20 protein-coding genes, 1 tRNA gene and 1 pseudogene are annotated in these 18,930 nt (G+C 54.6%); 17 read left to right on the top strand and 5 right to left on the bottom strand.

Annotation, left to right across the window (positions count from 1 at the left end):
• Window positions 1–16: 16 nt before the first annotated feature.
• A complete protein-coding gene (gene phbB / locus ACESNI_RS00450) occupies window positions 17–739 on the top strand; it encodes an acetoacetyl-CoA reductase (RefSeq protein WP_373083853.1) in 723 nt (240 codons plus the stop codon).
• Window positions 740–846: 107 nt separating this feature from the next.
• On the top strand, window positions 847–1,761 hold the full coding sequence (locus ACESNI_RS00445) for a DMT family transporter (RefSeq protein WP_373083851.1): 915 nt from the start codon (window positions 847–849) through the stop codon (window positions 1,759–1,761).
• A 9-nt stretch (window positions 1,762–1,770) separates the two neighbouring features.
• Here ACESNI_RS00445 and ACESNI_RS00440 read toward each other — a convergent pair whose 3' ends face one another.
• On the bottom strand, window positions 1,771–2,202 hold the full coding sequence (locus ACESNI_RS00440; protein WP_373083849.1) for a cupin domain-containing protein: 432 nt from the start codon (window positions 2,200–2,202) through the stop codon (window positions 1,771–1,773).
• Window positions 2,203–2,215: 13 nt separating this feature from the next.
• Window positions 2,216–2,986 carry a hydroxyacylglutathione hydrolase gene (gene gloB / locus ACESNI_RS00435; protein ID WP_373083847.1) on the bottom strand — a complete coding sequence of 257 codons (771 nt, stop codon included), beginning with the start codon at window positions 2,984–2,986 and terminating at the stop codon, window positions 2,216–2,218.
• Window positions 2,987–3,051: 65 nt separating this feature from the next.
• On the opposite strand from gloB, the gene ACESNI_RS00430 reads away from it, so the two are divergent.
• The 6 genes and pseudogenes from ACESNI_RS00430 to ACESNI_RS00405 all read left to right on the top strand — a co-directional run bounded on the left by ACESNI_RS00430 (window position 3,052) and on the right by ACESNI_RS00405 (window position 8,936).
• Window positions 3,052–3,816, top strand: a complete 765-nt coding sequence (locus ACESNI_RS00430; protein WP_373083845.1) for a class I SAM-dependent methyltransferase — start codon at window positions 3,052–3,054, stop codon at window positions 3,814–3,816.
• A 124-nt stretch (window positions 3,817–3,940) separates the two neighbouring features.
• The gene (locus ACESNI_RS00425; protein WP_373083843.1) at window positions 3,941–4,831 is read left to right on the top strand and encodes a DMT family transporter; all 891 of its coding nucleotides are present in this window, start codon (window positions 3,941–3,943) and stop codon (window positions 4,829–4,831) included.
• Window positions 4,832–4,920: 89 nt separating this feature from the next.
• Window positions 4,921–6,008, top strand: a pseudogene (locus ACESNI_RS00420) (NAD(P)H-dependent flavin oxidoreductase).
• A 264-nt stretch (window positions 6,009–6,272) separates the two neighbouring features.
• Window positions 6,273–7,613: a DEAD/DEAH box helicase gene (locus ACESNI_RS00415; protein WP_373083841.1), complete on the top strand. Its 1,341-nt coding sequence runs from the start codon at window positions 6,273–6,275 to the stop codon at window positions 7,611–7,613.
• 227 nt (window positions 7,614–7,840) lie between these two features.
• Window positions 7,841–8,200, top strand: a complete 360-nt coding sequence (locus ACESNI_RS00410) for an antitoxin Xre/MbcA/ParS toxin-binding domain-containing protein (RefSeq protein WP_373083839.1) — start codon at window positions 7,841–7,843, stop codon at window positions 8,198–8,200.
• The gene (locus tag ACESNI_RS00405) at window positions 8,187–8,936 is read left to right on the top strand and encodes an RES family NAD+ phosphorylase (RefSeq protein ID WP_373083836.1); all 750 of its coding nucleotides are present in this window, start codon (window positions 8,187–8,189) and stop codon (window positions 8,934–8,936) included. Before ACESNI_RS00410 ends, ACESNI_RS00405 begins: the two co-directional genes overlap by 14 nt.
• Window positions 8,937–9,155: 219 nt before the next feature.
• On the opposite strand, the gene ACESNI_RS00400 is transcribed toward ACESNI_RS00405, so the two are convergent.
• The 3 genes from ACESNI_RS00400 to ACESNI_RS00390 form a co-directional block, all read right to left on the bottom strand.
• Window positions 9,156–9,524, bottom strand: coding sequence for a hypothetical protein (locus tag ACESNI_RS00400; protein WP_373083833.1), 369 nt, complete (start codon window positions 9,522–9,524; stop codon window positions 9,156–9,158).
• A 656-nt stretch (window positions 9,525–10,180) separates the two neighbouring features.
• Window positions 10,181–10,256 (bottom strand) — tRNA-Ala (locus ACESNI_RS00395).
• 86 nt (window positions 10,257–10,342) lie between these two features.
• Entirely contained in the window at window positions 10,343–10,687 is a 345-nt protein-coding gene (locus ACESNI_RS00390; protein WP_373083831.1) for a TIGR02300 family protein, read from the bottom strand.
• A 221-nt stretch (window positions 10,688–10,908) separates the two neighbouring features.
• Here ACESNI_RS00390 and aroA point away from each other — a divergent pair, with 221 nt between their 5' ends.
• From aroA to ACESNI_RS00345, 9 genes are all read left to right on the top strand, one after another.
• Entirely contained in the window at window positions 10,909–12,261 is a 1,353-nt protein-coding gene (aroA, locus tag ACESNI_RS00385) for a 3-phosphoshikimate 1-carboxyvinyltransferase (protein ID WP_373083829.1), read from the top strand.
• Entirely contained in the window at window positions 12,258–12,878 is a 621-nt protein-coding gene (gene cmk / locus ACESNI_RS00380) for a (d)CMP kinase (protein ID WP_373083827.1), read from the top strand. Before aroA ends, cmk begins: the two co-directional genes overlap by 4 nt.
• A 142-nt stretch (window positions 12,879–13,020) precedes the next feature.
• Window positions 13,021–14,760, top strand: coding sequence for a 30S ribosomal protein S1 (gene rpsA, locus ACESNI_RS00375; RefSeq protein ID WP_373083825.1), 1,740 nt, complete (start codon window positions 13,021–13,023; stop codon window positions 14,758–14,760).
• A 53-nt stretch (window positions 14,761–14,813) separates the two neighbouring features.
• Entirely contained in the window at window positions 14,814–15,719 is a 906-nt protein-coding gene (gene sppA / locus ACESNI_RS00370; RefSeq protein ID WP_373083823.1) for a signal peptide peptidase SppA, read from the top strand.
• Window positions 15,720–15,776: 57 nt separating this feature from the next.
• On the top strand, window positions 15,777–16,064 hold the full coding sequence (gene ihfB, locus ACESNI_RS00365) for an integration host factor subunit beta (RefSeq protein ID WP_373083821.1): 288 nt from the start codon (window positions 15,777–15,779) through the stop codon (window positions 16,062–16,064).
• A gap of 39 nt (window positions 16,065–16,103) precedes the next feature.
• Window positions 16,104–16,466, top strand: a complete 363-nt coding sequence (locus ACESNI_RS00360) for a lipopolysaccharide assembly protein LapA domain-containing protein (protein WP_373083819.1) — start codon at window positions 16,104–16,106, stop codon at window positions 16,464–16,466.
• 7 nt (window positions 16,467–16,473) lie between these two features.
• Window positions 16,474–17,412 carry an ornithine cyclodeaminase family protein gene (locus ACESNI_RS00355; protein WP_373083885.1) on the top strand — a complete coding sequence of 313 codons (939 nt, stop codon included), beginning with the start codon at window positions 16,474–16,476 and terminating at the stop codon, window positions 17,410–17,412.
• 142 nt (window positions 17,413–17,554) lie between these two features.
• Window positions 17,555–18,265: an orotidine-5'-phosphate decarboxylase gene (pyrF, locus tag ACESNI_RS00350; RefSeq protein WP_373083817.1), complete on the top strand. Its 711-nt coding sequence runs from the start codon at window positions 17,555–17,557 to the stop codon at window positions 18,263–18,265.
• 1 nt (window position 18,266) lies between these two features.
• The gene (locus ACESNI_RS00345) at window positions 18,267–18,920 is read left to right on the top strand and encodes a phosphoribosylanthranilate isomerase (protein ID WP_373083815.1); all 654 of its coding nucleotides are present in this window, start codon (window positions 18,267–18,269) and stop codon (window positions 18,918–18,920) included.
• The last annotated feature ends 10 nt before the right edge of the window (window positions 18,921–18,930 follow it).

Raw genomic sequence — 18,930 nt, 5'->3', positions numbered from 1 at the left:
CTAAGGGGAGCAGAGAATGTCGAGAGTAGCAATTGTTACGGGAGGAACCAGGGGTATTGGTGCAGCAATATCCGAGATGTTGCACGAGAAGGGATACAAGGTGGCCGCCAACTACGGCGGGAACGACGCGCGGGCAAAGGAATTTACCGATCGCACGGGTATCCCTTCCTATAAATGGGACGTTTCCGATTATAACGCCTGTGTTGAAGGCATTGCTAAGGTAAAAGCCGAGCTTGGACCGATAGAGATTGTCGTCAATAATGCGGGGATCACCCGGGATAGTACATTGCACCGGATGGACGTGGACGCCTGGCGCAAGGTGATTGATACGAATCTCGGGTCCTGCTTCAACATGTGCCGTTTGACAATTGAAGACATGCGTGCCGCTAAATTTGGCCGGGTTATCAACATCGGGTCGATTAATGGTCAGGCGGGCCAATATGGACAGGTCAATTATGCGGCGGCTAAGTCCGGGATTCATGGCTTCACCAAAGCCATGGCCCAGGAAGGGGCGTCCCAAGGGATTACGGTGAACGCAATCGCTCCGGGTTATATCGATACGGACATGGTTGCGGCTGTGCCGGAAAATGTGCTGGCGAAAATTGTTGCCGGGATCCCGGTGGGCCGGTTAGGGCAGGCGTCAGAAATCGCGCGTGGCGTTTGCTTCCTGGCGGCAGATGATGCTGGTTTCATTACCGGATCGACGCTCTCGATCAATGGTGGACAGCATATGTACTAGCCGAACCACGTGACGGACATCTGCCGCTTGACGGCAATTATCCCCTAAAGGCATGATGTCTGTCCCGCAGGCTCATGTCTTTTTTTGGTAGTAAAAGGTTTTCCGTCATGTCCGTTGCAGTGCAGAAACCGGCGAAAGCGCTCGCAACATTCTGCGGGCTTGGAGCAATTTTGCTATGGGCGCTCCTGGCTCTGTTTACGGCAAGTACCGGCATGATTCCGCCCTTTCAACTGACCGCCATGACCTTTCTGATAGCCTTTTGCGCGGCGGGAGTTAAATGGATCGCCACGCGGCAGGATATTCGGGCGCTCGTTCGCCTACCCCCGTCGCTCTGGTTTATCGGAATTGGTGGTTTGTTCGGCTATCATTTTTTCTATTTTCTCGCCCTCAAGAATGCCCCCGCCGCCGAGGCGAGTCTCATTGCCTATCTCTGGCCCCTGCTGATTGTCCTGTTTTCAACCTTGCTGCCCACGGAGCGGTTTCACTGGTATCATATAGCGGGCGGATTTCTGAGCCTCGCCGGGGCCGCGTTATTGATAACCAAGGGGGCAGGGTTTGTGCTCGATCCCAAATATGTCATGGGGTACAGCGCGGCAATTTGCTGTGCCTTCATCTGGTCCTGTTATTCGGTTCTCAGCCGGAGATACGCCAATGTCTCCACGGATGTCATTGGGCTTTTCTGCGGGGCGACGGCTTTCCTCGCGTTCATCTGCCATCTGCTTTTCGAGACGGCTGTTTGGCCCGCGTCGGCGATCCAGTGGCTTGCGGTTCTGGGGCTGGGGTTGGGGCCTGTCGGGGCCGCGTTTTTTCTCTGGGATCGGGGAATGAAGCAAGGAGATATCCAGACTCTTGGTGTTCTGTCGTATCTTTCCCCGCTGCTGTCGACCCTCATCCTGTTGGGCATGGGGGTCGCCCCTTTTTCGGGGTCGCTGGTAGCAGGGTGCTTGCTGATTACCGGGGGCGCGATCGTCGGCTCCTATCGTGTGTTTAGGGATTTCCTTGCGCCGGGGATGAAAAGCTGACGCATGGCGTCATGACCCGCCCGGTGCCCAATCGGGAGCAGCCATCTCGAACCCGTCAAACTGGAACCCCGGGGCAACCGTGCAGCCGACGAGCGTCCAGGCCCCCCGCGAGCGGGCGGACTGCCAATGACCCATTGGGATTATGATTTGCGGTCGCTCTCCGTCAAGAAGTTCAGGGCCCAGGATATGCTCGGATTGGGACTTCCCGTCCGGAGATACGGAAAGGGTGAGAGATGCGCCGGCATAGAAATGCCAGATTTCCGGGGCATCAACCCTGTGCCAGTGAGAGTAGTCGCCTTCTTCCAATAAATAATAAATAGCGGTCGAGACCGCCCGGTCCGTCCCTGTAAGTTGGGTGCTATCGCGGAATGTTTCAACGAAATGCCCACCCTCGGGATGCGGCTGCAGGTGAAGCCGGGCTATGATCTCGGCTGCGGTCATCGAACCCCCTTGGCTAAAAGCTGTCTTTACGCGCTCGGGTTTCGGCGAAGACAGTAATCGGATCGGCGCCAGTAAGGCCAAGGGCCGCCTGTAGGCCCGGATCATCCGCCCGCATAAACGGGTTGGTGGATTTCTCCTCCCCCAATGTCGAGGGGACTGTCGGGATAAGCTTTTTGCGAAGTTCGCGAATTTCAGCATAGCGGGCTCGAAGGGCTTTGTTCGCGGGGTCTACGGTAACAGCGAAGCGCGCATTAGCCTCGGTATATTCATGCGCGCAATAAACTTTCGTGCTGTCCGGCAGTTTGCGGAATTTGTTGAGGCTATGCCACATCTCCGCCGGTGTGCCTTCAAATAACCGCCCGCAGCCCAGAGCAAAAAGGGTATCACCGCAGAACAGGGCATCCGATTGCTCAAACCAATAGGCGATATGCCCACGGGTATGGCCGGGGACCTCAAAAACCCGGGCCTTCTGACTGCCGAATTCGAAAATGTCGCCGTCCTCAAGCTGGATATCGATCCCCGGAATACGGTCCGCGTCCCCTTTCGCGCCAACGACGATACAGCCGGTTTTTTCCTTGAGCTCGAGATTGCCGCCGGTGTGGTCCATATGATGATGGGTATTGATGATATGGGTCAGTGTCCAGCCCAGCTCGTCCAGTTTGTCAAGCACCGGGCCGGCAACGGCGGGATCGACAATTCCGACAAGTCCGCTTTCTGGTTCCTTGAACAGATAGAGATAGTTGTCATTCAAGACGGGGATTTGATGAATTTCCAGCTTACTCATGATTTACCCTTTCGGGGGTTTGCTTTTGGTATGTGTCCAGCCTCATTTTATGGCAGTATAGCATTATGATCAGACCTGACGTTATAGATTTGCGTAATTTTTACCATGGCTCTCTCGGGCAAACGGTGCGCCGGACCATTGGCAGAAAAATCCGCCTCATGTGGCCGGACCTGAAAAACTTCCGAATTCTCGGAATTGGCTATGCCACGCCGTATCTTAATCCCTTTCGCGCCGAAGCAGAGCGGGTCATTGCCTTCATGCCTCTGCAGCAGGGCGTTATTCAATGGCCGCGCGAAGGAGGCAGTCTGGTCAGCCTTGTCGATGAGAGGGCTTTCCCGCTCGCCGATGAGTCCATTGATCGTTTGATTTGGGTACATGGGCTGGAAAATTCAACGGATATAGACGAGATATTACCGGAAATTTGGCGGGTGCTGACCTCAACTGGGAAACTCCTCGTCATTGTCCCCAGTCGGCGGGGCCTTTGGTCGCGCACGGAGAATACGCCGTTCGGATATGGTCATCCCTATAGCGACAAACAGTTGAACCGGTTGCTCCGCGATAACATGTTTACACCCGGCGAGCGGCAGGGTGCACTCTATATGCCGCCGAGCAAATGGCGGTTGAACCTGAAACTTGCGCAGGCCTGGGAGAATATCGGCGAAAAATGGTGGGGGCATTTTTGCGGCGTGCGGCTGATGGAAGCGGAGAAGCAGATATATGCCATCAATAGCCTGCCGGAACGAAAGGCGCGGCGGCGGCCGGTAATCCTGCCTGCTGCCCGTCCGGTAATGACGGGCAGACAGACGCAGTCCAGTCGCAAGAAAACTTAAAGCAGCTCTCATTATAATTTTGGTATTTTCCAGGGATGACGAAGGCCTCAACAGAAAACGGAGATCGCCTGGGAGCACGACGCAGTAGGGTGGCGGCCTTACTTGTAAAAGGATGAGAGTTAGAATGTCGCTGAAAAACTGGGGATATGTGGTTGTCCTGTCGATTATATGGGGTGGCTCTTTCTTTCTTGTCGAGGTCGCACTGGTGGACCTGACACCTTTCACTATCGTTTTCTTGCGGGTATCCGTCGCGGCACTGACGTTGATCGCGGTAATTTATCTCAGCGGGCGTCGGCTTCCGCGCGGGCGTAAACTCTGGCGTACCTACATGGTTATGGGGCTTTTGAACAACGTCCTTCCTTTCAGCTTGATTGTCTGGGGGCAGACGCAGATTACCGGTAGCGAAGCCTCGATCTTGAACGCCATGACACCAATATTTACGGTTCTTGTAGCGCATTTTTTTACTTTGGACGAACGTTTGACCCTGAATAAGGGCATTGGCGTTCTACTCGGGTTTGCGGGTGTGTTCGTGATGATGCAGCCGAGCATGAATGATGGGTTCAGCCCGCAGGGATTCGGGCAGTTGTCCATTCTTTGTGCGGCCCTTTTCTACGGCTTTGCCGGAGTCTGGGGAAAACAGCTGAGGGAGATACCGCCGCTGTCCAATGCCGCAGGCATGTTGATATGTTCGAGCTTTATCATGCTGCCGATCCTTTTTATTGTTGAAGACCCCTTTGCCCTCCCATTTCACTGGATAAGTTTCGGGGCAGTCGTTGGGATTGCCGTTATCAGTACTGCGTTCGCGTTCATGCTGTATTTTAGCGTGCTCGCAAGTGCCGGGGCGACAAACCTCTTGCTGGTTACGTTTATGGTGCCGGTTAGTGCCCTGATATTGGGAATCGGTATTCTCGGTGAGGAAGTGGAGCCAATGGCGTTCCTTGGCATGGGGATCATCTTTGCCGGTCTTGTTGTCATTGACGGCAGGATTATCAGACTAGGTCGTGCAAGGGCTTGAGGCGACCATAAATAGGGGAAATAAATTTACCCGGATCATGGAAAACCGGATAATATTCACTTTCAAACAGGCAGGAGGGAAGAAACGACATGTGGCCGAATAGACAATTACTTGACCTGCTCGAAATTGAACATCCGATTATTCAGGCGCCGATGGCGGGAGCTAATGGCTCGGCACTTGTTGTTGCGGTGAGTGAGGCGGGTGGCCTTGGATCTTTGCCCTGCGCGATGCTGAACGAGGACAAGATACGCGCTGAAACCGGTGTCATCCGCCAACAGACGTCCCGTCCCTTTAGCATGAATTTCTTTTGCCACACGCCGGTTGACCCGACAAAGGAGCAGACAGCGACCTGGGCGGCGCGTCTTGCCCCTTACTATGCGGAATTTGGTCTTGATCCCGCAGATATTGCGCCGTCGCCCCGTCGCCCCGTCGTCGCCCGTTTAATGAAAGCATGTGCGCGCTGGTCGAGGAAATTGCCCCAAAAGTGGTAAGCTTTCATTTTGGTCTTCCGGAAAAATCGCTGCTTGCCCGCGTTAAGGACACTGGGTGTCGCGTTCTGTCGAGTGCAACCACGGTTGCTGAGGCTCGCTGGTTGGAGGAGAACGGCTGCGACGCCATTATCGCGCAAGGGTATGAGGCCGGAGGTCATCGCGGCATGTTCCTGACGGAGGATGTCACGGCGCAGGCGGGGACGATTGCATTGCTGCCGCAGGTCGTCGATGCAGTGGATGTTCCGGTTATCGCGGCAGGCGGCATTGCCGATGCGCGTGGCATCGCGGCCGCTTTTGCGCTCGGCGCGGCGGGCGTACAGATCGGAACTGCGTATCTTTTTACTCCGCAATCGCTCATTACTGATTTGCATCGGCAGGCGTTGAAGACTGCCCGTGACGACCAGAGCGTGATCACGAACCTGTTCTCGGGCAGGCCTGCGCGCGGTCTGATTAACCGGGTGATCCGCGATATCGGCCCGATATCGGCGGACACACCTCCCTTTCCGGCCGCGGGAGCGGCGCTTGCGCCCTTAAAGGCGAAGGCGGAGAAAGACGGCTCCGGTGATTTCACTTCGCTATGGTCGGGGCAAGCGGCGGCTTTGGCGCATGAGATCGATGCGTCCGCGCTTACCCGCAGCCTTGCCCAGGACGCTCTGCAACGGCTGAAACTGCTCGCGGGAAATTAGCATCAACGGGCTTCCGTTGATCACTAGAGTTGACATTCGCTGCAAATAGCGTACAAGTCTGCCCTGCCGAAGCGATGCCAGAAGAGCGTCGCGTTGCTATCACGCCCTAGCATCTTATTTTAACGCGAAACAAAGGCGTTTAAAAACCTGCCCCAATTGTACAAAAACTGTTGATCAGGAAACTGATCGGTCGTTTGTTCATGCGGTGTAGTGAGATGCTGTTGCGAGCAACAGGCCTCTTATTAACTGGAAAGATATTATTTAATGACAAAATTTACGGACCTCGGTCTGAACGCTTCCGTCCTACGCGCTGTCCAGGAGGGCGGCTATGAGGATTTGACTCCCATACAGGAACAGGCAATCCCTTTGGTGCTGGCAGACAAGGATCTGATTGGCGTTGCCCAGACGGGCACCGGCAAGACGGCGGCCTTTTCGCTTCCCCTCATTCAGAAACTGCTCACGGGCGAAGGTAAGCGCAATGCCAAATGTACCCGCGCCCTGATCCTGGCGCCAACGCGCGAACTGGCCGTGCAGATTGCAGAAAATATCCAGGCCTATGCCAAATACCTGCATTTGCGCGTCGCGCTCGTGTATGGTGGGGCCTCCGCCAAGCCACAAATCAAGGCGCTGGCGCCGGGTGTCGATATTCTGATTGCCACTCCTGGCCGCCTGCTGGACCTGAACAACCAGCGTTGTATCGACCTTGGAAAGGTTGAGTATCTTATCCTGGACGAAGCGGATCGGATGCTCGATATGGGCTTCATTCGCGATATCCAGAAGATCGTCGCTCAACTGCCGAAGGAACGCCAGACATTACTGTTCTCGGCGACCATGCCCGGCACTGTTGAAAAACTGGCCAACAGCCTACTGCGCAATCCCCAGCGGATCGAGGTGGCCCCGGCCGCGACGACAGCTGAGAAGGTTGATCAGCATGTCCTTCTCGTGCCCAAGGCGCGCAAACGCGAATTACTCGCCCATGTGCTGAAAGACGATAGTCTCAGCCGGGTGCTGATTTTCACGCGGACCAAACACGGTGCCAACCGGGTTGCCCGCCAGTTAGATCAGCTTGGCATCAGTTCCGGCGCCATTCATGGCAATAAATCACAGAACGCGCGGCAAAAGGCGTTGAATGCCTTTCGCAGCGGTGAGACCCGTGCTTTGGTGGCTACCGACGTGGCAGCGCGCGGAATTGACGTTGATGGCGTGACCCATGTCATTAACTTTGAGATCCCGAACGAGCCAGAAAGCTATGTGCATCGTATTGGCCGGACCGCCCGTGCCGGTGCCGTTGGTGCCTCACTTTCGTTCTGTGATCACGACGAGCGGGGATATTTGCGCGATATTGAAAAGATCATCCGTCAGCAGGTGCCGGTCCTCGAGGACCATCCGTTCCATCTGGAAGGGATCGCAAGAGCACCTGAAGGTTCCGTTGAGGAGTCCGGCAATGGCGGCGGACGTCGTGGCGCCTCCAATGGCCGCAACAATGCCGGCGGACAACGGCAGGGACGCCCCGGCGGACAGGCAAAATCGCAGCGGTCCGGACCGTCGGGCAACGGCCCGCGCCGAAATCGCTCCTCTAATCGGCGCCAAGGCGCTGCCGCCTGACACCTCTCAAGTTTTGACGCATAACATGACCCGGGTCTTGATGGCCCGGGTTTTTTGTTTTTTTGGCGTAATTCTGTGAACAGAGTGTAGGAAAACCATCATTCGACATCACTAAAATATTGACGTGGAGCTAATTGTGGCTTATCTCATATGATGATAATACATCATATAGTAGCGTATATGGCGATATTTCATCAAAATTTGCCAGAGTTAAAGGATGGGCTAATATGCCGGTCACGAGTAACATACAGCAATTGAACGAGAGCGCAGTTCTCGGAAAGGCGGCGAAGAATGCGGCGACTCAGTTGGGCCTCACACTGACGGAGCTGGGTGACGTGATCGGGCGCGACCGGACCTCTATCAACAAGGGAATAAGGCCGGCTTCAAAGTCCGGCCAGCTTGCCTTGCTCTTCGTCCGTTGCTACCGCGGCCTGCATGCTATTCTCGGCGGAAACAAGGAGAATATGGCACATTGGTTTGCGACGGAAAACAAGCATCTCCACGACAAGCCGAAGAATCTGGTAAAGACTGTGGAAGGCCTCGTCTCCGTTTTGAGATATCTGGACGGCATGCGTGGAAAAATCTGATTGGTCGACGATTATCGGCCATGCGCCGCGGCAATCTCTCCAGGGTATTTTATGGCGAGTAGTCGAAAGCCAGGAGGATATCGCGACACTTGATTTAGTCGATACTCTGGCTGAGCAATCCCTGCTTGAAGAGTTGCTGGATGACAGCAAGCCCACCATGCCGGAGTCTGCCCGCGAGCTTCATTACCTTCTTTCAACACCCTTTCGCTACCCGCCTTTGCAATGGGGGTCCCGCTTTGGTACGGCGACGGAAGCATCGCTTTTTTATGGAGCATTGAAACCGGAGACCGCTTTCGCGGAATTGGCTTTTTATCGGTTTGTCTTCCGGGCGGGAATGGAAACAGACTTTCCTCAGAAAACAATTGTAACGAACCATACTCTTTTTTCTGCGAAATATATATTAAATCCGGGCCTTGACCTGAGAGTGGCTCCTTTCGAAAACTATTCGGATATTCTCCGGCATAAATCAAACTATGGCTCAGCCCAGAAGCTAGGCACCGCAATGCGAACTGCCGGTTTTAATGGATTTCATTTCACCTCGGGACGGTGTCCCAACAAAGGAACGAACGTCGCCCTTTTCACGCCCGACGGGATATCCTCTAAAAGACCGGTCGAGCAGAACCAATGCTATTGCGAGACAGGCGCTGAATATGTTTCTGTCAAAGTTGCTTTTGACATTTACAACTTTCCCCTGGATATCTTTCTGGTCGGCGGTGCGTTACCCACCCCGGCGTGAGTATGAGAAATGGTCAAGGGCAGGCTTCTAAATGGCCATAAAAACGCATGTTGGCAAAGGCTTAAACCATTTCAAAAGGTAATTTAACAGGTTCCTTTAAAGAATAAGGGGCTAGCCGTTTCCAGCTAAGCCCTTAAAATAATTGATGGAGCCAGACAGGATCGAACCGTCGACCTCTTGAATGCTATCCAAGTTGTTTCTCTATGAGAGGTTTATCATTTATACGTATTTGCCGATCCGCTCGACGCAAGGTTCGACTTGTGGCACGATATGCATACTAGTTGCATCAGCTGTTTTCCGATTTGGAAATTCGTTGGATTGCCCGCCGTTATCGAATATTGCTAGGGAAAATTGCCTTCGCACATTGGCGTTAAGTATGGCGATACAATTCGCGTCTTCCTTAGAAAAGCCCGCCTTGATAACAGCATAACGTATTTCATTTTTCATATTACGCTCCCATTCTATATATTTGGAGCACCACTCCGCGCTCATATATCCTTCCAGGCTATCCGAACCCATACCATCAATGCATTCCATTGCTCGTTGATAAAGATTATACGATACCTTGCCGATTTCCTCATTAGGCATCGTGGGCAACTCCTTCGATTTAGGGTAATATCCATCGGCATACTGCGCCTGAGCGACTGTGCAAAATAATATTGAACTGGCGACGAGAACAGAGGATCCCATAATCCCCCCGAAGCGAAGAAAAGCCGATATTAGGAGAGTTTTCACTTTGTGATAATCCTTTTTTTGTGACATATTTTTATTGATCTGCTGCCAACATCTCAGGATGTCAAAGAACTGTCAACGGGCATTGAATCAGGGGCGAAATCGGTTTGAAGCGTTGCTTCCGCGATGTGAAAGGAATCCATACAGGCACCAACTTGGCAGGCTCCACCGTGCGCGCCGTTACATTTTTTGGCCTAAAGTGGCAGACCATATAGGCAGCAATATCTTCAACCGGCATGGCGCAAATATCGTTTTCCGGTTTCCTCAATCGCCGCTCTAGCACTTTAAAAATATTCACATGTGCCGGGGTAGCCCGCCGGGTGCAATCGTCGCACCGGATAGCAAGCCCATCTCCCTTGATAACTGCTTCTCGAATTGGTGTCATAGGCTGACTTCTTAACACAGAGGCGAACGCGCGAGTGAAGAGGTTCTAAATCGCGCGCAGCGGTCACTTATAGATCACTTGGAAAGACAAAGGGCCTAGCTGTTTCCAGCTAAGCCCTTAATAATTTTGGTGGAGCCAAACGGGATCGAACCGTCGACCTCTTGAATGCCATTCAAGCGCTCTCCCAACTGAGCTATGGCCCCATTGTGGCGGGATTTCCCCGCTCAAGGGTTCGGAAACTATGCCGAAGCCTTTTTATATTCAAGTCAAAAATGCAGTCGTTCTGAAATCAGCTTTCGCTATCGCTCTTCGGTTTAATGACCACGCCGGACAGATCATCATCGTCGTCGTCGTCGTCTCCAAGATCAACTGTATCGGGATCGACCAGATCATCATCAAGATCTTCGTCCTCTTCCTCCGCCGCTTTCTTTTTTGCGGCCAGGGCAAGGGCAGCGGCTTTTTTCTCCGCTGCAGCAACTGCCGCCGATCCGGCATGACGGCGTGGCTTAAGCAGTCTTTCCGCGACATTCTCCGCCCCGCAGGCAGGACAGATGATCGGCTTCTTTTTCATGTCATAGAAAGGCTTGCCACAGGAACTGCAACGGTGCTTTTCGCCCCATTCCGGTTTTGCCATTGTCACCTCATTTTTGTTGTTGGGTACCGGGCTGCCCCATGGCGCCCAATTTTCAATATGAAGGGGTGAATTGCCAGAATAACGGACCGCTGTCAAAAGTTTCTTTCATTATGGGCGTAGCTTTATGTGACATCGCTGTGAAAGCTTGCTAAAACCGGGAGAATTTTTAACCGTGTTTGGGCGTTTTCGAGCCCTCCTTCATATTTTCTGGCAAGACATAAATGACCTCTGCTCCAGCCTCCTCTGGTTCTGTAACCGCCCAACGTACCGGGCCGCTAAAGGGCGTGATTTCGGTGCCGGGGGACAAGTCAATTTCTCATCGCGCTCTGATTTTCGGGGCATTGGCGACGGGTAACACTCGCATCACCGGCCTGTTGGAGGGCGAGGACGTTCTTCGCACCGCCGACGCTATGCGCAATCTCGGTGCCCGGGTAACGCGGGATACGGATGGCTGCTGGCAAGTAACCGGAAATGGAGTTGGCGCGCTGGCTGAACCTGATCGGGTACTCGACATGGGAAATTCGGGGACGGCCGCCCGGCTGCTGATGGGGTTGGTGGCCTCCTGCCCTTTCACTACTTTTTTCAGTGGCGATGCGTCCCTGCATCGGCGCCCAATGGCGCGGGTGAGCCTGCCGCTTGAGGAAATGGGCGCTCGCATTACAAGCCGGTCGAACGGACGGTTCCCCCTCGCGATCACCGGTCGGCAGTTGATGCCGATTGACTATGAACTGCCGGTTGCCTCGGCCCAGGTAAAGTCCGCCTTGTTATTGGCGGCGCTTGATACGGCGGGATTAACCAGAATCACTGAGCCGCGCCCGACGCGCGATCATACAGAGAATATGCTTCGGCATTTCGGTGCTAAGGTGACCGTGACTGAACAGCGGGATGGCAGCCGGGTAATTGAACTTGCCGGTCAGCAGGAACTAAGGGCCGCGGACATTATCGTGCCTGGCGACCCCTCGTCGGCGGCGTTCGTGGTCGTTGCGGCAACAATCCTGCCGGGTTCCGACGTAACGCTTACCAATGTTGGTCTGAATCCGTTGCGCGACGGGCTGTTCGAAACGCTGATCGAAATGGGGGCAGACATTGAAGTTACAAATATCCGCGAGCAGGCAGGCGAAAAGGTCGGTGATCTTCGGGTGAAGAGCAGCGTCCTCAGCGGAATAGAGGTGCCGCCGGAACGGGCACCCTCAATGATAGATGAATATCCGGTGTTGTTTGTGGCCGCCGCTTTCGCCAAGGGCAAGACGGTGTTACGAGGTCTGCGGGAACTTCGGGTCAAGGAATCGGACCGGCTTGCGACAATGGCGACGGGCCTGCGCGCCTGCGGGGTTACCCTTGAAGAGCTGGAGGATGGCCTGATTATCGAAAGCGACGGGGCGGCGCCTGCCGGCGGTGCCTATGTCGAAACATTGCTTGATCACCGTATCGCCATGTCCTTTCTGGTGATGGGCCTCGCGGCGGAAAGTTCTGTAACAGTTGATGACGGTCGGGTGATGGAGACTAGCTTTCCCGGTTTTGTCTCCCTGCTGAGGGGACTCGGCGGCAAATTTTCAAACGGTTCTCCCGCATGATCATCGCCGTGGACGGGCCGGTTGCGGCAGGTAAAGGGACGTTGGCGCGGCGAATCGCGGCTCACTACGGGCTGCAGTATCTTGATACCGGCCTGCTGTATCGGGCCGTCGGCCTGAAATTACTGCAATCAGGCAAGGACCCGTCCTCGGCGACCGCCGCCGTGGAGGCCGCCGCCGGTATAAGCGATATTTCCCTCGACGATCCGGCGCTGCGAAATGAGGAAACCGGAAATGCAGCGTCGATTGTGGCGGCAAATCAGGAAGTCCGTAATGCATTGCTTCGGTTTCAGCGTGACGTTGCCAAACGCCCGCCCGGCGCTGTGTTGGATGGCCGGGACATCGGCACGGTGGTCTGTCCGGATGCTGATGTGAAACTGTTCGTCACCGCCGCCGCGGATATCCGCGCGCAACGGCGCTATGAGGAATTGGTGGCCAAGGGGGAGACTGTTGATTACGCGGCGGTTCTTGCCGATCTGCATCGCCGCGATGATCGCGACAGCAACCGCGGCGTTGCGCCTCTAAAAAAAGCAGACGATGCCTACTTGCTAGATACGTCAAAATTGGATATAGAAGCGGCACTCGACGCGGCTTGCCGGATTATTGACGGCCGCCGATAGAAACTGAAACCGTTCCGACCGCGCCGGAACACCGATTATAAAGCGTCTCCCGCGTGCGTACCTTTAACTGGGGAGGCAAGTGGCCAAAAATCCGCCGGAAGACCGGTTTGGCCTGATATCTGGGTTGTTAAGGAAATCAAATATGACAGAGACAGCTTTTGCCGATGAAGGTATGCCCGCAATGGAAGATTTTGCGGCACTTCTGGAAGAATCCTATGGCGCCAGTGATAGCCTTGAAGGCACTGTTATCAAAGGCACCGTTATCAATATTGAGAATGATCTTGCCATCATCGACGTTGGCCTGAAATCGGAAGGGCGCATTCCGCTCAAGGAATTTGCAGCCCCGGGTCAAGAATCCGATCTTAAAATTGGCGATACGGTGGAAGTGTTCCTCGAACGCATTGAAAATTCTGCCGGGGAAGCTGTTCTCTCCCGGGACAAGGCACGCCGTGAGGAAGCCTGGGAGAAACTCGAAGTCGCCTTTGCCGCCAATGAGCGCGTCGATGGCGTCATCTTTGGGCGCGTAAAGGGCGGGTTTACCGTTGATCTTTCCGGTGCCGTGGCCTTCCTGCCAGGCAGTCAGGTCGATGTGCGCCCGGTTCGCGATATCGCGCCGCTTCGCGGCATTCCGCAGCCATTCCAGATCCTGAAAATGGATCGTCGTCGGGGTAATATTGTTGTTTCCCGCCGCGCCGTTCTCGAAGAGAGCCGTGCCGAAGCGCGTTCTGAACTGATCAGTACCCTCGAAGAAGGCCAGACCCTTGAAGGTGTGGTCAAGAATATCACCGATTACGGTGCGTTCGTTGACCTTGGCGGCGTCGATGGTCTGCTTCACGTCACCGATATCGCCTGGCGCCGGGTCAATCACCCGTCAGAAGCCCTCACGATTGGTGAAACGGTGAAAGTTCAGGTTATTCGCCTGAACAAGGAAACCCAGCGTATTAGCCTTGGTATGAAACAGCTGGAAGAGGATCCTTGGGATTCTCTTGAAGCGAAATATCCGCTTAGCAGCAAATTCACAGGACGAGTCACCAATATTACTGATTATGGTGCCTTTGTTGAGCTTGAAGCCGGTGTCGAGGGTCTCGTCCATGTCTCTGAAATGAGCTGGACCAAGAAGAACGTGCACCCGGGCAAAATCGTTTCCACATCACAGGAAGTCGAAGTGATGGTGCTGGAAGTTGATCAGGCCCGCCGCCGGATCAGCCTCGGCCTGAAACAGTGTCTCGACAATCCCTGGGATACATTTGCCCAGACAACCCCGGTCGGTTCCACGATCGAGGGCGTGGTCAAGAACATCACCGAGTTTGGATTGTTCGTCGGCCTTGAAAATGATGTCGACGGTATGGTTCATATGTCCGATATCGACTGGAGCCAGCCCGGTGAACAGGCCATTCAGGCTTACACCAAGGGTGATGAGGTCAAGGCCAAGGTTCTCGACATTGATGTTGAAAAAGAACGGGTCAGCCTCGGTATCAAGCAGTTGGGTGAAGATCCCTTTGCCGGTGCCGCCGAAATGAAAAAAGGCGCGGTCGTTACCTGCACGGTGTCTGCCATTCAGGATGCCGGACTTGATGTCGAAATCAGCGAAGGTGTCGTTGGCTTCATCCGTAAGGGTGAGCTTAGCCGGGACCGTGCTGAACAGCGTCCAGACCGGTTTGCTGTTGGCGACAAGATCGACGCCAAAATTACGGCAATTGACAGCAAAACCCGGAAAATCACCCTCTCCATCAAGGCTAAGGAAGTGGCGGAAGAAAAACAGGCCGTTGCTCAATACGGGTCTTCCGATGCCGGTGCCTCACTCGGGGATATCCTCGGGGCGGCAATGCGTAAAGCCAACGAAGGTGAAGAGGATACCTCCGGCGACAAGGCGGATGACTGACCCTTACTTGAAAACGGGTGTCGGCCGGTCCTGGACCGATTTGGACAGGCAAGATGTCGGTCGATAACGGAAACACACATGACAGGCGCCGTCTGAAGCGGCGCCTGTTTTGGTGGCGCCTTCTGGCCATCGTGTTAATCGTGGTCGGCGGCGTCTGGATTTTTTTTGGTAGCGACGAGGCCGAGGATGTCGACCACGTCGCCCGGGTTGATATCAATGAAATAATTGTCGAAAATGATCGTCGCCAAGAGGTGATTGATCATCTCATTGATGACCCGTCTGTGAAGGCGGTTGTCGTCTATATCAACAGTCCCGGCGGCTCAACCTACGGCAGTGAGCGGCTGTTCAAGGTGCTGCGCCGCGTCGCCGAAAAGAAGCCCGTGGTTTCGGTTATTGGCACGCTCGGCGCCTCGGGCGGTTATATGACAGCACTTGCCGGGGATCGGATTTTTGCGGGTGAATCCTCCATTGTCGGATCGATCGGCGTTATCGTACAACTCACCGAATTTTCTGAACTGATGAAGAAAGTTGGTGTTACTGCAACGGCAATAACCTCGGGCACCCTCAAAGGTGAGCCGTCGCCGTTCAAGCCGATTTCAGAAGCGGGCCGCGAAAACCTTCAGGGAATGGTGAGTGAAACCTATGAATGGTTTGTTGGGCTTGTGGTCGCCCGCCGCCCGCTGGATGAGACCGCTGTCCGCAGCCTCGCGGATGGCCGGGTGATGATTGGCCTCACGGGCGTCCAGAACGGACTGATAGACGAGATCGGCGGCATAGAAGATGCTCGGGTCTGGCTGGAATCAGCGCGTCAGATTCCCGCCTCGTTGCCGCTCATGACGGTCGATTATAGCGAACCAAAACCATTGATTGCCCGTCTTTTAGCCGGAATGATAGGGAAAAGCGTTATATCAGAACGACTTACACTTGACGGACTGCTTTCCCTTTGGCACCCTGAGTAACGGAGCCGGAATACCGGTCGCCAAATACAAATTAAGAAATGTCTCGGGGAGCCTGGAATGATAAAATCTGAACTGATTACGCTTATTGCTGACAATAATCCCCATCTCTATCAGCGCGATGTCGAACGGATTGTCACCACGATTTTTGATGAGATTTCCGACGCCCTCGCCCGCGGCGACCGGGTTGAACTGCGCGGGTTTGGCGCTTTTTCGACTAAGGAACGCGCGGCGCGAGTGGGGCGTAACCCCCGAACCGGAGAAGCGGTTCAGGTCGATAAAAAATTTGTACCCTATTTCAAGTGTGGAAAGGAACTTCGTGACCGTCTGAATGCGGACGACGCATAAGAATCACGCGCTTCCGGACCCCTCTATTAAAGGCCGATCATGCTGAAACTCATTTCCTGGATAATTTTCCTGGTTGTCGTCCTGATCATCAGTGCACTCAGCATTGCTAATCGGCATGACGTTGTTTTCTCGCTCGATCCATTACCCTTCATTTTTGATCTGCCCCTTTATATCCTGTTGCTGGCAGCCGGATTTATCGGCCTGTTGCTGGGGTCGATCTCGACCTGGCTGCGGGGTGGGGCAACCCGTCGGGAAAACCGGCGGCAACGCCGTGAAATTGCTGAATTGAAGGGGCAGAATCTGACCCTTTCCCGGGATCTGGATGCATCTAAAGTCAAGGGTCCAATAAGTGGGGAGTCCAAGGACAGCCCCCGGCAACTTGAACATCATACAGCCTTATAAGGATATTATGCAGCTTCTCTCCCCTCAGGATGTCGCTGATGCGCTCCGGTATCCGGATTTGATCAACGCGCTTCGAAATATGTTTGTCGCCGGCTGCACCCAACCCCTCCGTCATCACCATAATCTTGATGAAAAGGATGCACAAAAGGGCACGTTGCTGCTGATGCCGGCCTGGCAGCAGGGCGGCTATCTCGGACTTAAAACTGTCACCGTGATGCCGGAGAACGGCGCCCGCGGCCTGCCGTCCGTTCAGGGGAACTATCTTCTGTTTGACGCGACGGATGGACGTGCGCTTGCCTTGATGGACGCAGGCGAGCTGACCACCCGTCGCACGGCCTCGGCCTCTGCCCTTGCTGCCTCCTATCTGGCACGTAAAGACGCAGCATCCATGTTAATGGTCGGCGCGGGGGCAATGGCACCCTGTCTTATCCGCGCCCATCTGGCGGTCCGCCCCCTTGAAGAAATAAAAATCTGGAACCATAAGAGGAAGAAAGCGCAAGCGCTGGCCGACACATTGGCAAGCGCAGGGCTGAAGGTGACAGTCGCCCCGGATCTGGAAGCGGCGGCACGAACCGCAGATATCATCAGCTGCGCCACCCTTTCGACCAAGCCACTGATCCGCGGCGCCTGGCTTAAGCCGGGCGCGCATCTCGATCTGGTCGGGGCTTTTACCCCAAAAATGCGTGAATCTGATGATACTGCCGTTAAAATAGCCAGCCTGTTCGTTGATACCTTCGAAGGCGGCCTGAACGAGGCAGGGGATATCGTTCTGCCGCTGAAAGCCGGCACCATTCAGGAAAAGGATATCCGCGCGGATCTGTATGATCTTTGTACGGGCCGGCACGCCGGCCGCCAGAATGACGACGAGATTACCTTGTTCAAATCAACAGGGGCCGCACTTGAAGATCTTGCCGCGGCAATTCTCGCTTTTGAGGCCAACCGGTAACGGTAATGGCTATATCTGGTCGCGTGCCAGATTATTGGCGGAAAATCTGCTGTAAGGGTGGTATATCGCTTTTCATTTTGATAAAAACTTCTATTATCGCGGCAGTTTTCAGCAATATGTGCCGAGGAGGAGACCTATTTGGATGAGACATCAGCCTAGAAATGCCGTGTTCACCGCGATTGACATGACGGATCTTACCAAGGCAATGGTCCTTGGCGCGGCCCTCGCCCCGATTTCCGGTGGGATAAAGCTTGGTAAGGAATTTTTTACTGCCCATGGCCCTACTGGCGTAATGAGTGTTGCTGGTGAGAAAACGCCACTTTTTCTCGACCTCAAGTTCCACGACATTCCCAATACAGTCGCCGGGGGGGTCCGGGCGGCGGCAAAAATTATGAGCCCGAATATGCTGACTATCCACGCAAGCGGCGGTCCGGCCATGATCCGGGCGGCGGCGGATGCCTCGGCTGAATTTGGCGACGCCCGGCCGCTTATTCTCGCCGTTACGGTCCTCACCAGTCTGGATGATGATGATCTGCGCGCTGTTGGGGTGAACAGCACGACGGAGGATCAGGTTTTGCGCCTTGCCGCCCTAGCGCAGGAAAATGGCGCTGATGGGGTGATTTGCAGTCCGCGGGAGATCAAGGCAATCCGGAAAATCGTTGGGCCGGATTTTAAATTGGTAGTACCGGGCATTCGCCCTGCCGGCAGCGATCATGGCGATCAGAAGCGTGTAAAAACACCTCTGGAGGCGATGACGGAGGGGGCAAGCTATCTCGTTATTGGACGCCCGATCACGAGCGCGGCGAACCCGGCGGCGGCGGCAGCAATGATCGTCGGGGAACTGGCCGCCTGATATGACAATCCGGGGAAAAATTTGCGGACTGACTGATGCGGCTGCCGTTACGGCGGCGGTCCGCCATGGCGCGAGCTTTGTCGGTCTGGTTTTCTATCCGCCAAGTCCCCGAAATATATCGCCCGAGGCGGCAGCGGCTCTCGTTACCGAGGTTCCGAAAGAAATTGAGAAGGTTGGCCTGTTTGTCGACCCCGATGATGCCTTGCTCGCGGAGGTGCTGGCCGTCGTGCCTCTCGATTGGATACAGTTGCATGGATCAGAATCCCCCGAACGGGTAGCCCGGATTAAGAGAAAATTCGGTATTCCGGTCCTCAAGGCAATCAAAATTGCAGAAAAAAGCGATATGGTGATGGCAAAGGCCTATGAAAATATCGCTGATATGTTGCTTTTCGATGCGAAAGCGCCTAAAACCATGGCGAATGCTCTTCCCGGCGGTAATGGCCTCGTGTTCGATTGGCGGATGATGCAGGGGCTGGAATTTACCATTCCGTGGATGCTGGCGGGCGGACTGAATGCCGAAAATGTAACGGCGGCGGTTACAATCAGCGGCGCGAGGATTGTTGATACTTCCTCCGGGGTCGAAATTGAACCGGGGCGCAAAGATCCGGTGGCAATTGCGGCCTTTCTGGCGGCGCTTAAGGCCATCGAAGCTTAATTGAGACGTT

Source organism: Sneathiella sp., from assembly GCF_041689005.1.
Taxonomy (GTDB): Bacteria; Pseudomonadota; Alphaproteobacteria; order Sneathiellales; family Sneathiellaceae; genus Sneathiella.
Note: the sequence above shows the minus strand (reverse complement) of the source record. Positions and strands in the feature narration are given on the sequence as shown.

What these genes read in the sequence shown, in the direction of transcription:
- phbB (WP_373083853.1), top strand. Translation starts at nt 17, where the DNA reads ATGTCGAGAGTAGCAATTGTTACGGGAGGAACCAGGGGTATTGGTGCA.
- ACESNI_RS00445 (WP_373083851.1), top strand. Translation starts at nt 847, where the DNA reads ATGTCCGTTGCAGTGCAGAAACCGGCGAAAGCGCTCGCAACATTCTGC.
- ACESNI_RS00440 (WP_373083849.1), bottom strand. Translation starts at nt 2,202, where the DNA reads ATGACCGCAGCCGAGATCATAGCCCGGCTTCACCTGCAGCCGCATCCC.
- gloB (WP_373083847.1), bottom strand. Translation starts at nt 2,986, where the DNA reads ATGAGTAAGCTGGAAATTCATCAAATCCCCGTCTTGAATGACAACTAT.
- ACESNI_RS00430 (WP_373083845.1), top strand. Translation starts at nt 3,052, where the DNA reads ATGATCAGACCTGACGTTATAGATTTGCGTAATTTTTACCATGGCTCT.
- ACESNI_RS00425 (WP_373083843.1), top strand. Translation starts at nt 3,941, where the DNA reads ATGTCGCTGAAAAACTGGGGATATGTGGTTGTCCTGTCGATTATATGG.
- ACESNI_RS00415 (WP_373083841.1), top strand. Translation starts at nt 6,273, where the DNA reads ATGACAAAATTTACGGACCTCGGTCTGAACGCTTCCGTCCTACGCGCT.
- ACESNI_RS00410 (WP_373083839.1), top strand. Translation starts at nt 7,841, where the DNA reads ATGCCGGTCACGAGTAACATACAGCAATTGAACGAGAGCGCAGTTCTC.
- ACESNI_RS00400 (WP_373083833.1), bottom strand. Translation starts at nt 9,524, where the DNA reads ATGCCTAATGAGGAAATCGGCAAGGTATCGTATAATCTTTATCAACGA.
- ACESNI_RS00390 (WP_373083831.1), bottom strand. Translation starts at nt 10,687, where the DNA reads ATGGCAAAACCGGAATGGGGCGAAAAGCACCGTTGCAGTTCCTGTGGC.
- aroA (WP_373083829.1), top strand. Translation starts at nt 10,909, where the DNA reads ATGACCTCTGCTCCAGCCTCCTCTGGTTCTGTAACCGCCCAACGTACC.
- cmk (WP_373083827.1), top strand. Translation starts at nt 12,258, where the DNA reads ATGATCATCGCCGTGGACGGGCCGGTTGCGGCAGGTAAAGGGACGTTG.
- rpsA (WP_373083825.1), top strand. Translation starts at nt 13,021, where the DNA reads ATGACAGAGACAGCTTTTGCCGATGAAGGTATGCCCGCAATGGAAGAT.
- sppA (WP_373083823.1), top strand. Translation starts at nt 14,814, where the DNA reads ATGTCGGTCGATAACGGAAACACACATGACAGGCGCCGTCTGAAGCGG.
- ihfB (WP_373083821.1), top strand. Translation starts at nt 15,777, where the DNA reads ATGATAAAATCTGAACTGATTACGCTTATTGCTGACAATAATCCCCAT.
- ACESNI_RS00360 (WP_373083819.1), top strand. Translation starts at nt 16,104, where the DNA reads ATGCTGAAACTCATTTCCTGGATAATTTTCCTGGTTGTCGTCCTGATC.
- ACESNI_RS00355 (WP_373083885.1), top strand. Translation starts at nt 16,474, where the DNA reads ATGCAGCTTCTCTCCCCTCAGGATGTCGCTGATGCGCTCCGGTATCCG.
- pyrF (WP_373083817.1), top strand. Translation starts at nt 17,555, where the DNA reads ATGAGACATCAGCCTAGAAATGCCGTGTTCACCGCGATTGACATGACG.
- ACESNI_RS00345 (WP_373083815.1), top strand. Translation starts at nt 18,267, where the DNA reads ATGACAATCCGGGGAAAAATTTGCGGACTGACTGATGCGGCTGCCGTT.